The sequence below is a fragment of the Erwinia sp. L03-1 genome (assembly GCF_058686115.1).
In genome coordinates, this window is record NZ_CM178762.1 from 4,780,281 (window position 1) to 4,793,551 (window position 13,271).

7 protein-coding genes, 1 tRNA gene and 3 rRNA genes are annotated in these 13,271 nt (G+C 55.6%); 1 reads left to right on the forward strand and 10 read right to left on the reverse strand.

Features of this window, described 5'->3' with window-relative positions; genetic code table 11:
* Positions 1-42: 42 nt before the first annotated feature.
* From rrf to AC4PCC_RS21935, 4 genes are all read right to left on the reverse strand, one after another.
* Positions 43-158: ribosomal RNA gene (gene rrf, locus AC4PCC_RS21920) — 5S ribosomal RNA — on the reverse strand.
* Between the two features lie 296 nt (positions 159-454).
* Positions 455-3,359: ribosomal RNA gene (locus AC4PCC_RS21925) — 23S ribosomal RNA — on the reverse strand.
* Between the two features lie 343 nt (positions 3,360-3,702).
* Positions 3,703-3,778, reverse strand: a tRNA-Glu gene (locus tag AC4PCC_RS21930).
* A 69-nt stretch (positions 3,779-3,847) separates the two neighbouring features.
* Positions 3,848-5,389: ribosomal RNA gene (locus AC4PCC_RS21935) — 16S ribosomal RNA — on the reverse strand.
* The 16S, 23S and 5S rRNA genes sit together here with 1 tRNA gene alongside, the layout of an rRNA operon.
* A 515-nt stretch (positions 5,390-5,904) precedes the next feature.
* Between AC4PCC_RS21935 and mdtD the strand changes: the two genes are divergently transcribed.
* Positions 5,905-7,308: a multidrug transporter subunit MdtD gene (mdtD, locus tag AC4PCC_RS21940; protein WP_492125937.1), complete on the forward strand. Its 1,404-nt coding sequence runs from the start codon at positions 5,905-5,907 to the stop codon at positions 7,306-7,308.
* On the opposite strand, the gene rbsR is transcribed toward mdtD, so the two are convergent.
* From rbsR to rbsD, 6 genes are all read right to left on the reverse strand, one after another.
* Positions 7,305-8,306 carry a ribose operon transcriptional repressor RbsR gene (gene rbsR / locus AC4PCC_RS21945; protein ID WP_492125938.1) on the reverse strand — a complete coding sequence of 334 codons (1,002 nt, stop codon included), beginning with the start codon at positions 8,304-8,306 and terminating at the stop codon, positions 7,305-7,307. The genes mdtD and rbsR overlap by 4 nt on opposite strands.
* Positions 8,307-8,309: 3 nt before the next feature.
* Positions 8,310-9,239: a ribokinase gene (rbsK, locus tag AC4PCC_RS21950; protein WP_492125939.1), complete on the reverse strand. Its 930-nt coding sequence runs from the start codon at positions 9,237-9,239 to the stop codon at positions 8,310-8,312.
* Positions 9,240-9,300: 61 nt separating this feature from the next.
* Positions 9,301-10,182, reverse strand: a complete 882-nt coding sequence (rbsB, locus tag AC4PCC_RS21955) for a ribose ABC transporter substrate-binding protein RbsB (RefSeq protein WP_067700683.1) — start codon at positions 10,180-10,182, stop codon at positions 9,301-9,303.
* 22 nt (positions 10,183-10,204) lie between these two features.
* Positions 10,205-11,173 carry a ribose ABC transporter permease gene (gene rbsC / locus AC4PCC_RS21960; RefSeq protein WP_067700747.1) on the reverse strand — a complete coding sequence of 323 codons (969 nt, stop codon included), beginning with the start codon at positions 11,171-11,173 and terminating at the stop codon, positions 10,205-10,207.
* A 2-nt stretch (positions 11,174-11,175) separates the two neighbouring features.
* Entirely contained in the window at positions 11,176-12,681 is a 1,506-nt protein-coding gene (gene rbsA / locus AC4PCC_RS21965; protein ID WP_345829596.1) for a ribose ABC transporter ATP-binding protein RbsA, read from the reverse strand.
* A 7-nt stretch (positions 12,682-12,688) separates the two neighbouring features.
* A complete protein-coding gene (gene rbsD / locus AC4PCC_RS21970) occupies positions 12,689-13,108 on the reverse strand; it encodes a D-ribose pyranase (protein WP_067700677.1) in 420 nt (139 codons plus the stop codon).
* Between the last annotated feature and the right edge of the window lie 163 nt (positions 13,109-13,271).

Here is a 13,271-nt window from a genome sequence, read left to right on the forward strand (position 1 = left end):
AAAAACCCTGACCGTGAGGTCAGGGTTATCGCTTTATTTGATGCCTGGCAGTTCCCTACTCTCGCATGGGGAGACCCCACACTACCATCGGCGCTACGGCGTTTCACTTCTGAGTTCGGCATGGGGTCAGGTGGGACCACCGCGCTACAGCCGCCAGGCAAATCTTGGTGCACGGAACGAATATTTTGCGCTGCTGCACTGGTCGCACCTGCAAACTCAGTCACATACTTCAGTATGCTCCTTCCTTCGCTGCGTTTGCCGCACTGCTTCAGCACAAACTCTTTCGTTCCCGCTAATCTTTTAAATCACACTCCGCGGAATAAGGTCCGCAGGGCAGATAAAATCTCCTGCTCTGTCCCGCATGCGTAATATGCAGAACAGCTTAATTCTTTCCGGATAAGCTGAAAATTGTCTTTCTGTCTCTCAACGCTCACCAGAACGCTTCTGGTGTTGTAAGGTTAAGCCTCACGGGTCATTAGTACCGGTTAGCTCAACGCATCGCTGCGCTTACACACCCGGCCTATCAACGTCGTAGTCTTCAACGTCCCTTCAGGACCCTTAAAGGGTCAGGGAAGATTCATCTCGAGGCAAGTTTCGCGCTTAGATGCTTTCAGCGCTTATCTTTTCCGCACTTAGCTACCGGGCAATGCCATTGGCATGACAACCCGAACACCAGTGGTGCGTTCACTCCGGTCCTCTCGTACTAGGAGCAACCCCTCTCAATCTTCCAGCGCCCACGGCAGATAGGGACCGAACTGTCTCACGACGTTCTAAACCCAGCTCGCGTACCACTTTAAACGGCGAACAGCCGTACCCTTGGGACCTACTTCAGCCCCAGGATGTGATGAGCCGACATCGAGGTGCCAAACACCGCCGTCGATATGAACTCTTGGGCGGTATCAGCCTGTTATCCCCGGAGTACCTTTTATCCGTTGAGCGATGGCCCTTCCATTCAGAACCACCGGATCACTATGACCTGCTTTCGCACCTGCCCGAGCCGTCACTCTCGCAGTCAAGCCAGCTTATGCCATTGCACTAACCTCACGATGTCCGACCGTGATTAGCTGACCTTCGTGCTCCTCCGTTACTCTTTAGGAGGAGACCGCCCCAGTCAAACTACCCACCAGACACTGTCCCCACGCCAGATTATGGCGCCAGGTTAGAACATCAAACGTTAAAGGGTGGTATTTCAAGGTTGGCTCCACGCAGACTGGCGTCCACGCTTCAAAGCCTCCCACCTATCCTACACATCAAGGCTCAATGTTCAGTGTCAAGCTGTAGTAAAGGTTCACGGGGTCTTTCCGTCTTGCCGCGGGTACACTGCATCTTCACAGCGAGTTCAATTTCACTGAGTCTCGGGTGGAGACAGCCTGGCCATCATTACGCCATTCGTGCAGGTCGGAACTTACCCGACAAGGAATTTCGCTACCTTAGGACCGTTATAGTTACGGCCGCCGTTTACCGGGGCTTCGATCAGGAGCTTCTCTTGCGATAACCCCATCAATTAACCTTCCGGCACCGGGCAGGCGTCACACCGTATACGTCCACTTTCGTGTTTGCACAGTGCTGTGTTTTTAATAAACAGTTGCAGCCAGCTGGTATCTTCGACTGGCTTCAGCTCCGCGAGCAAGTCGCTTCACCTACGCACCAGCGTGCCTTCTCCCGAAGTTACGGCACCATTTTGCCTAGTTCCTTCACCCGAGTTCTCTCAAGCGCCTTGGTATTCTCTACCTGACCACCTGTGTCGGTTTGGGGTACGATTCGTTGTTACCTGATGCTTAGAGGCTTTTCCTGGAAGCAGGGCATTTGTTACTTCAGCACCGTGGTGCCTCGTCATCACGCCTCAGCCTTAAGGCATTCCGGATTTACCTGGAACACCAGCCTACACGCTTAAACCGGGACAACCGTCGCCCGGCTAACATAGCCTTCTCCGTCCCCCCTTCGCAGTAACACCGAGTACAGGAATATTAACCTGTTTCCCATCGACTACGCCTTTCGGCCTCGCCTTAGGGGTCGACTCACCCTGCCCCGATTAACGTTGGACAGGAACCCTTGGTCTTCCGGCGAGCGGGCTTTTCACCCGCTTTATCGTTACTCATGTCAGCATTCGCACTTCTGATACCTCCAGCAGACCTCACAGTCCACCTTCAACGGCTTACAGAACGCTCCCCTACCCAACAACACATAAGTGTCGCTGCCGCAGCTTCGGTGCATGGTTTAGCCCCGTTACATCTTCCGCGCAGGCCGACTCGACCAGTGAGCTATTACGCTTTCTTTAAATGATGGCTGCTTCTAAGCCAACATCCTGGCTGTCTGTGCCTTCCCACATCGTTTCCCACTTAACCATGACTTTGGGACCTTAGCTGGCGGTCTGGGTTGTTTCCCTCTTCACGACGGACGTTAGCACCCGCCGTGTGTCTCCCGTGATAACATTCTCCGGTATTCGCAGTTTGCATCGGGTTGGTAAGCCGGGATGGCCCCCTAGCCGAAACAGTGCTCTACCCCCGGAGATGAGTTCACGAGGCGCTACCTAAATAGCTTTCGGGGAGAACCAGCTATCTCCCGGTTTGATTGGCCTTTCACCCCCAGCCACAGGTCATCCGCTAATTTTTCAACATTAGTCGGTTCGGTCCTCCAGTTAGTGTTACCCAACCTTCAACCTGCCCATGGCTAGATCACCGGGTTTCGGGTCTATACCCTGCAACTTAACGCCCAGTTAAGACTCGGTTTCCCTGCGGCTCCCCTATACGGTTAACCTTGCTACAGAATATAAGTCGCTGACCCATTATACAAAAGGTACGCAGTCACACCACGAAGGTGCTCCCACTGCTTGTACGTACACGGTTTCAGGTTCTGTTTCACTCCCCTCGCCGGGGTTCTTTTCGCCTTTCCCTCACGGTACTGGTTCACTATCGGTCAGTCAGGAGTATTTAGCCTTGGAGGATGGTCCCCCCATATTCAGACAGGATATCACGTGTCCCGCCCTACTCTTCGAACTCACAGCAAGTGCATCTTTGTGTACGGGAGTGTCACCCTGTACCCTGCGACTTTCCAGACGCTTCCACTGATGCACAAACTGATTCAGGTTCTGGGCTCCTCCCCGTTCGCTCGCCGCTACTGGGGGAATCTCGGTTGATTTCTTTTCCTCGGGGTACTTAGATGTTTCAGTTCCCCCGGTTCGCCTCGCAACACTATGTATTCATGTTGCGATAGTGTGTCGAAACACACTGGGTTTCCCCATTCGGGTATCGCCGGTTGTTGCGGTTCATATCACCTTACCGGCGCTTATCGCAGATTAGCACGCCCTTCATCGCCTCTGACTGCCAGGGCATCCACCGTGTACGCTTAGTCACTTAACCTCACAACCCAGAAGATTCTGGCTGCGTGACCCGTCTGAACTGCGGCGTTGCTCCGGTGCTCGCAACTGCTCATGGACATAAAGTCCACTCCGCGTTGCTGTGCGCCGGGCGCCTTGCATTTCAGCCGTTCACTCAGCCCTCAGCTTTCTGAGGAGTAAGCATTTGAGAGACCCGACCATATCGTGTTATTTCATTCTTATTACGGAGAATGAAAACGATACGTCGTTTCAATTTTCAGCTTGTTCCGGATTATTAAAGAGCAGTTATCTCAAACATGACTCGCCATCAGGCAGAATCAGCTTTGAGATACGGTTGATAATGTCTTTCACTCATTATCAGGAGATGGCGTCCCCAAGGGGATTCGAACCCCTGTTACAGCCGTGAAAGGGCAGTGTCCTGGGCCTCTAGACGATGGGGACTCTGTACTGTTGCTCATTACTTCTATCAGACAATCTGTTGTGGACACTACGCGGGAAAGTATCTTCAGGTAAGGAGGTGATCCAACCGCAGGTTCCCCTACGGTTACCTTGTTACGACTTCACCCCAGTCATGAATCACAAAGTGGTAAGCGCCCTCCCGAAGGTTAAGCTACCTACTTCTTTTGCAACCCACTCCCATGGTGTGACGGGCGGTGTGTACAAGGCCCGGGAACGTATTCACCGTGGCATTCTGATCCACGATTACTAGCGATTCCGACTTCACGGAGTCGAGTTGCAGACTCCGATCCGGACTACGACGCACTTTGTGAGGTCCGCTTGCTCTCGCGAGGTCGCTTCTCTTTGTATGCGCCATTGTAGCACGTGTGTAGCCCTGCTCGTAAGGGCCATGATGACTTGACGTCATCCCCACCTTCCTCCGGTTTATCACCGGCAGTCTCCTTTGAGTTCCCGACCGAATCGCTGGCAACAAAGGATAAGGGTTGCGCTCGTTGCGGGACTTAACCCAACATTTCACAACACGAGCTGACGACAGCCATGCAGCACCTGTCTCACGGTTCCCGAAGGCACTAAGGCATCTCTGCCAAATTCCGTGGATGTCAAGAGCAGGTAAGGTTCTTCGCGTTGCATCGAATTAAACCACATGCTCCACCGCTTGTGCGGGCCCCCGTCAATTCATTTGAGTTTTAACCTTGCGGCCGTACTCCCCAGGCGGTCGACTTAACGCGTTAGCTCCGGAAGCCACTCCTCAAGGGAACAACCTCCAAGTCGACATCGTTTACGGCGTGGACTACCAGGGTATCTAATCCTGTTTGCTCCCCACGCTTTCGCACCTGAGCGTCAGTCTTTGTCCAGGGGGCCGCCTTCGCCACCGGTATTCCTCCAGATCTCTACGCATTTCACCGCTACACCTGGAATTCTACCCCCCTCTACAAGACTCTAGCCTGCCAGTTTCGAATGCAGTTCCCGGGTTGAGCCCGGGGATTTCACATCCGACTTGACAGACCGCCTGCGTGCGCTTTACGCCCAGTAATTCCGATTAACGCTTGCACCCTCCGTATTACCGCGGCTGCTGGCACGGAGTTAGCCGGTGCTTCTTCTGCGGGTAACGTCAATGAACGAGGTTATTAACCTCACTCCCTTCCTCCCCGCTGAAAGTACTTTACAACCCGAAGGCCTTCTTCATACACGCGGCATGGCTGCATCAGGCTTGCGCCCATTGTGCAATATTCCCCACTGCTGCCTCCCGTAGGAGTCTGGACCGTGTCTCAGTTCCAGTGTGGCTGGTCATCCTCTCAGACCAGCTAGGGATCGTCGCCTTGGTGAGCCATTACCTCACCAACAAGCTAATCCCATCTGGGCACATCCGATGGTGTGAGGCCCGAAGGTCCCCCACTTTGGTCCGTAGACGTTATGCGGTATTAGCTACCGTTTCCAGTAGTTATCCCCCTCCATCGGGCAGTTTCCCAGACATTACTCACCCGTCCGCCACTCGTCACCCAAAGAGCAAGCTCTCCTGTGCTACCGTTCGACTTGCATGTGTTAGGCCTGCCGCCAGCGTTCAATCTGAGCCATGATCAAACTCTTCAATTTAAAAGTTCGATTTGCTTCAACAAGTGAAGCGATGCTCAAGTGTAAAACGTCATAATGAATTTCATTATGTGTTCACTCTTAAGACTTGATATTTTTTGCGCCTTGCGGCGCTGATATCAATCCTGCGAGTGCCCACACAGATTGTCTGATAAATTGTTAAAGAGCGGTGCCACATAATCTCGTGTGGCGCGGGGTGCAGATATTACGCTTTCCCGCTGAAGAGTCAAGGAATTTCTCACTTTTCTCTTCCTGACCCGGTGACCGTTAAGCCGTTGTTCCGTGTCAGTGGAGGCGCATTATAGGGAGTTCCTGACGGGTGACAAGCCTTTCTTTAAAAAAAAGATCTGACCGTCCTTTTTTTAACCGATCGGCGATTAATCACTCACTATCGGGTTGTTATTGCACCATATTCATCCCAAATGCCCATTCTACCCTTTGTGAAATCCATAAATGGGGGTGCTACTCTTAAGCTACCAGGGTCTTTAAGCCACAATGAATAATAGAAAGGATGCCAAATGACAAAATCCGCGCGCAGTATGGCCGGACTTCCGTGGATAGCCGCCATGGCCTTTTTTATGCAGGCGCTGGATGCCACGATACTGAACACCGCTCTTCCCGCCATCGCGCAGAGCCTGAATCGCTCCCCCCTGGCAATGCAGTCTGCCATCATCAGCTACACCTTAACCGTTGCCATGCTGATCCCCGTCAGCGGCTGGCTGGCCGATCGCTTCGGTACGCGCAAAGTATTTGTGGTGGCGGTTTCTTTATTTACGCTAGGGTCGCTGGCCTGCGCGCTCTCAGACTCTCTGGCCATGCTGGTGACCTTCCGGGTACTTCAGGGGATTGGTGGCGCGATGATGATGCCCGTCGCCAGGCTGGCATTGCTCAGGGCCTATCCGCGTAGCGAACTGCTGCCGGTGCTGAACTTTGTCACTATGCCCGGGCTGATTGGCCCGGTTCTGGGGCCGCTGCTGGGTGGCGTGCTGGTGACCTGGGCCAGCTGGCACTGGATCTTCCTGATAAATATTCCGATGGGCATTCTGGGTATTATTTACGCCCGTAAATATATGCCGGATTTCACCACGCCCAAACGCCGCTTCGATCTGCTGGGCTTTATTCTGTTTAGTATAGGCCTTGTGTTGCTGTCGAGCGGGATTGAGCTATTGGGCGAGAAGATAGTGGCCAGCAGCATTGCTCTGGCCGTTACGTCGGGAGGGATAGTGCTGCTGCTTCTTTATATTGCTCACGCGAGGCGCCATGCGACTCCCCTCATTCCCTTACCGATGTTTAAAACCCGCACCTTCTCGGTGGGGATCCTCGGGAATATCGCTTCCCGGCTTGGCACCGGCTGCATTCCTTTCCTGATGCCGCTAATGCTACAGGTGGGATTCGGCTATTCCGCCATTCTCGCTGGCTGCATGATGGCCCCGACGGCATTAGGATCGCTCCTGGCTAAATCAACGGTCACCCAGGTGCTTCGCTGGTTCGGCTACCGCACCACGCTAATGTGGATAAGCGTGATTATCGGTGCGCTGATTGCCACCTTTGCGCTACAGACGCCAGCAATGGGCCTGGTCGTCCTTCTGCTTCCGCTATTTGTTCTGGGCATGGCCATGTCCACCCAGTTTACGGCGATGAACACCATTACGCTGGCGGATTTAAATGAGGGTAACGCCAGCAGCGGTAACAGTATGCTGGCCGTCACCCAGCAGCTGGCGATCAGCTTTGGCGTCGCGGTGAGTGCCGCGGTGCTGCGTTTCTATGAAAACTTTGATGGCACCACGGTGCAGCACTTCCACGCTACCTTTCTGACCATGGGCGTGGTAACCGTGTTTTCCGGGCTGGTATTCAGGCTGCTTAAACCGGGAGATGGCCGCCATCTGATTGCTGACCGGGAGAAGCGCAAAAAACGCGCTTAACGCTCACCCACCGAGCCGCGCTCTACCAGCTCTGGCGTCAGAATCAGTAACTGCTGACTGTCGCCCGGCTCGCCGAGGCGGTGAAGAAGCGTATCAATCGCCAGCTCCCCCAGTTCATCTTTAGGCTGGTGAATGGTGGTCAGAGGCGGCGTCATATAGCGCGCCAGCTCGATGTCGTCATAGCCAATGACCGCAATATCCTGCGGCACCGACAGTCCGGCCTGGAAGAGCGCATGATAGCCGCCCACCGCCATCGCATCGTTGCAGGTAAAAACCGCTTCGGGCAGCGGGGAGAGCGATAGCAGCTGATTCATAGCGTTGAACCCGCCCTCAAACTCGAAATCACCGCTGACCACACAGGACGGCGGCACCGGTAAGCCCGCGCTCTTCATTGCCCGCTGAAAACCTTCCAGACGCAGACGGGCAGGCGTTTTATCCTGCGGGCCGGCAATGCAGGCAATGCGCCGGTAACCCCGGGAGATCAGAAACCGGGTCGCCATCTCCCCGCCCAGCAGCGAGTTGTCCTGAATAATGTCGCTGCTGCCCTCAAAAGGGGCCCAGTCCATCATCACCGAAGGAATAGAGGGATAGCGGTTAAGAATATCCGCCGAGGGGAGATGACTTTCAGTACACATGATTAGCAGCCCATCCACCCGCTTCTGCAGCAGCGTTTCAAGGCTGCGGTTCATGCGGTTTTCATCCCCTTCGGTATTGCACAGGATCAGGCTGTAACCGCGCTCATAGCAGCTCCGCTCGACGCCGCGAACCACTTCAGAGTAGAAAGGGTTGCTACTGGCGGTCAGCAGCATACCGATGGTGCGCGTCTGGTTGAGCTTCAGACTGCGTGCCAGGGCCGATGGGGCATAATTCAGCTCGGCAATCGCCGAGGTGATTTTTTCCCGCACCGCCTCGCTGACGAAGCGGTTGTTGTTAATAACGTGGGAAACGGTAGAGGTCGACACGCCCGCGAGGCGCGCGACATCTTTCATAGTGGCCACGCGCTACCCCTGCTGCTGCAAAAAGCGATCGATTTCACTGCGCCAGGGTACGGATGGCTGCGCGCCGTGGCGGGTCACCGAAATAGCCGCAGCCGCATGGGCAAAGCGCACGGAGCGATCCATCGCCTGCCCTTCGAGCAGGGCGGCGATAAGCGCGCCGTTGAAGGTGTCGCCTGCCGCTATCGTATCAACCGCCTCCACCCGGAAACCGGCAATACGCTGGCCTTTACCCTGTTCACTCAGCCACACGCCGCGGCTGCCGAGAGTAATAAGAACGCTGTCGATACCCTTCTCATGCAGCACGCCAGCCGCACGCGCCGCCGCTTCGTCGGAATCAACGTGCACGCCAGTCAATATTTCCGCTTCCGTTTCATTGGGGGTAATCATATCCACCAGTCCCAGCAGCTCATCGGAAAGTGCGACGGCGGGCGCGGGGTTGAGGATAACGCGCGTCTGATGCTGGCGGGCAAGTTTTGCGGCGGCCAGTACGCTCGCCAGCGGCGACTCAAGCTGCATCAGCAGCGCGTCCGACTCCGCTATCATCTGCTGGTGCTGGCTGACCCTTTCCGGCGTCAGCGCCGCGTTGGCACCGGCATGGATCGCAATACAGTTTTCGCCCGCACCGTTGACAAAAATAAGCGCCACGCCGGTAGACTGGTCTGCCACGACTTCGACAGGGGTGATATCGATCTGGTCGGTTGCCAGCTGCTGGCGAATGCGCTGACCGATATCATCGTCGCCCACGCAGGCGATAAAGGCGATATCCGCCCCACTGCGCCCTGCCGCAACGGCCTGATTTGCCCCTTTTCCGCCAAAAGCGACCTGATACTCGCCGCCGGTCACCGTTTCGCCGGGCCGGGGGAACTGCATCAGGTTAAGAATATGGTCTGCATTAATGCTGCCAAGGACGGTCAGCTTGCCGGATTTTTTCATAAAGGCGTCCAGAAAAAGGCGCCACCCGGAAAGGGTGGCGCGTGCCATGCTTTTCTTTGATTTATTGCGTGACCAGCTTCAGGTCAACCGGGTTGATAGCCTGAACTTTCTGGCCCTTCAGCACTTTATCAGCCGTTTGCACGCCGATAACGCCGATTTGCTCCGGCTGCTGAGCCACGGTAGCGGCCAGCTTACCACCCTGAACGGCTTTTACCCCGTCTGCGGTGCCGTCGAAGCCGACCACCACCACATCAGATTTACCGGCAGTTTGCAATGCGCGCATTGCGCCGAGCGCCATTTCATCATTTTGAGCAAATACCGCCTGCACGTCAGGATGCGCGGTCAGCAGGTTCTGCATCACGTTCAGACCTTTGGTGCGGTCAAAGTCGGCAGGCTGGCTGGCGAGGATAACGAACTTATGCGCATCGGCAGCAGATTTAAAGCCTTCACCCCGCTCGCGCGCGGCGGAGGTGCCCGCAATACCGGACAGCTCGATAATTTTCGCGTTCTCACCCACCTTCTTCGCAATGTAGTCACCCGCCATCTTGCCGCCGAAGCGGTTATCCGATGCCACGTGGCTGACCACTTTGCCCTGCGCCGCCATACGGTCCAGGGTTATTACCGGGATACTGGCCTGATTAGCCATTTTGACCGCATTGCCCACCGCGTCAGAATCAGTCGGGTTAATCAGCAGCAGCTTAGTTCCGCGTACGGTTAAGTCCTGAACGTTAGCCAGCTCTTTTGCCGGGTTGTTCTGTGAATCCAGCACGACCAGGTTGTAACCCAGCTTATCCGCTTCTTTTTGTGCGCCGTCTTTTAACGAGACAAAAAAGGGATTATTCAGCGTGGAAACTACCAGCGCGATGGTGTCTTTCGCCATGGCGCTGGCGCTCAGCGTGGCGCCGAGCAGAACGGCAAGTGCAGTCAGTTTGGTCATTTTCATCATAATTTCCTGTAGGGATGAGTTATTTACTGCTTTTGTTATCTACCAGCACCGCCAGCAAAATCACCACAGCTTTGACGATCATTTGGTAGTAGGAGGAAACGCCGAGCAGGTTAAGCCCGTTATTCAGGAAGCCGAGGATCAGTGCCCCAATTAAGGTGCCCATGATTCGCCCTTTGCCGCCGGCCAGACTGGTACCGCCCAGCACAACGGCGGCGATGGCATCAAGCTCGTAGCCCGTTCCCGCGGTCGGCTGTGCCGATGAGAGCCTTGCCACTTCGATGGTGCTCGCCAGTGCGGCCAGCATGCCACTCAGCGCATACACCACAATTTTCACCCGACTGACGCTGATGCCGGACAGGCGCGTTGCCGCCTCGTTGCCGCCCAGCGCATAAATGTAGCGGCCCAGGCGGGTGTGATGCAGCATGTACCAGGCCAGTGCGAACACCACCGCCATCAGCCACACCGGCGTGGGAATACCCAGAGGGCGGCCAATACCGAACCAGCCAAACAGATCGGCATTGTCATTGAAGCCGGTATTGACCGGGCTGCCATTGGTGTACACCATCGTGACGCCCCGCAGCAGCAGCATCATCACCAGCGTGGCGATGAAGGCCTGCACGCGTCCTTTCGCCACGATAGTACCGGTCAGGGCGCCAATGGCTGCGCCCAGCGCCAGAGAGGCGGCCACGGCCACCAGCGCGTTAACTTCCATCCCCACCAGCGATGCGCCTACCGCGCCGGTCAGCGCCAGCAGCGACCCCACTGATAGATCGATACCGGAGGTCAGGATAACCAGCGTCATGCCGACCGCCATAATGGCGTTAACGGAGGTCTGCTGCAGAATGTTGAACATATTGTTCAGGGTAAAAAAGTTCGGGCTGAGGCTGGAGACGATAGCAATCAGCACAATCAGCGCGATCAGGGATTTTTGCTCCAGCAGCCAGGTCTTGCTAAACAGCCGGTTAGCAGGGATCGTTCGGGTATTCATGGTCATGCGTGCTCCACACTCTGTAGCTTACCTACTGCTGCCGCCATCAGGACTTCCTGCGTGGCCTGTTCAATTGGGAAATCACCGCTCAGGCGCCCTTCGTGCATCACCAGCACGCGGTCGCTCATGCCCAGCACCTCCGGCATTTCAGAGGAAACCAGAATGATGCTCAGCCCCTCGTCCTTAAACTGATTAATAAGCTGATAGATCTCTTTTTTAGCGCCGACGTCCACGCCGCGGGTGGGTTCATCCAAAATGAGGACTTTAGGACGGGTCATTAGCCCACGGGCGATGGCCACCTTTTGCTGATTGCCGCCGGAAAGCAGGCCGATCGGCTGGTTCATCGACGGCGTTTTCACCTTAAACAGGGTGATAAAGTCGCTGACCGCCAGCTGCTCCTCTGCGTGTTTCAGCCTGCCGCCGCCGTGGCTAAAGTAGTCCAGCGCGGTCAGCGACATGTTCTCCTTCACCGACATGCCCAGCACCAGCCCGTCACGCTTGCGGTCTTCGGAGATATAGACAATGCCGTTTCGCAGCCCATCTTCCGGCGTGCGGGTGAGGATATTCCGCCCATCCAGCGTTACGCTGCCGTGGGTTCGGGCCAGCGCACCGTAAAGCACCTTCATCAGTTCGGTTCGTCCCGCGCCCATCAGCCCTGCCACGCCCAGGATCTCGCCCTTACGCAGCGTAAAGCTGACGTCCTCCACGCCCGGTCCGCTGAGATGCTCAACCTTCAGGCGAACTTCGCCGGGGGCTTTGTCCAGCCGTGGATACTGCTCTTCCAGCTTGCGGCCCACCATCATTTCAATCAGCGAATTCTCGTCCAGGCTCTCCACCGCGCGTTCGGCAATAAACTGGCCGTCGCGGAAGATGGTGACGTCATCGCAAATTTCAAAAATCTCTTTCATCCGGTGGGAGATATAGACAATGCCGCAGCCCTGCGCTTTCAGCTCGCGGATGACGCGAAACAGCGAGGCGGTTTCGGTATCGGTCAGCGCATCCGTTGGCTCGTCCATCACAATCACTTTGGACTGATAGCTCAGTACCTTGGCGATTTCGACCATCTGCTGGTCGCCAATCGACAGGTCGCCCACCAGCCTGTGGCTGCTAAAGCGCAGGTTCAGGCGTTTAAGCAGGACGTCCGCCTCGGCATGCATTTTTTTCCACAGGATGCGGCCAAAGCCGTTAACAAACTCCCGCCCCAGAAAGATATTCTCAGCAATGCTGAGCTGCGGGATCAGGTTAAGCTCCTGATGGATGATGCCGATGCCGGCTTCCTGTGATGCCTTTGGCCCGCTAAACGTGGTCTCGTTACCGAGCCATTTCACCGAGCCGGCATCCCGGGGGTAAATGCCGGTCATCACCTTCATCATGGTGGACTTACCGGCGCCGTTCTCACCCACCAGCGCCATAACGCGTCCGGGATAGACCGCCAGCGCGGCGCCGGAAAGCGCCTTGACGCCGGGAAAGGATTTATCAATGCCTTGCAGCTGCAATAAAGGTTGCATGACGGCCTCAGAAGGTCACGCCAGCGCACAGGATGATATTGGCATAGGGAGAACACTCCCCGCTGCGAATGACCGCCTGGCTGCGCTGCGTTTGCTGTTTGAACTGTTGGTGACTCACGTACGAAATCGCGATGGTGTTTCCCTGGTGTTGTTGCAGTAAGTCGAGCAGAGCGGAGAGTTCACTAAGAAGCTGAGGATTATGGGACTTAATCTCCTCGGCGATGATGACACTTTCTACCTGCATCTCGTCGGTCACGGCTTTAACCACCTGTAAAAAGCTGGGGATCCCCTGCGTCAGCGCCAGATCAACACGCTGAGGGCCAGCCGGAATGGGCAATCCCGCGTCGCCAATTACCAGGCTGTCGGTATGCCCGAGCCTGGAAACCAGCGCCGATATTTCAGAATTCAGTAAGGTGCCTTTTTTCATCGTTCACTCCAGAGCGAAACGTTTCGCTTGCGGGGAGTGTATGAAAGCCAGACGGGAAAACAATCACCATGCGTGGAAAATGTGATCGCTATCGAAACGTTTCGCCTGCGGCGATGAAGGTTTGACTTAAGAGGGGGGAATGGGGGGAAAGAAGAACAGCAGA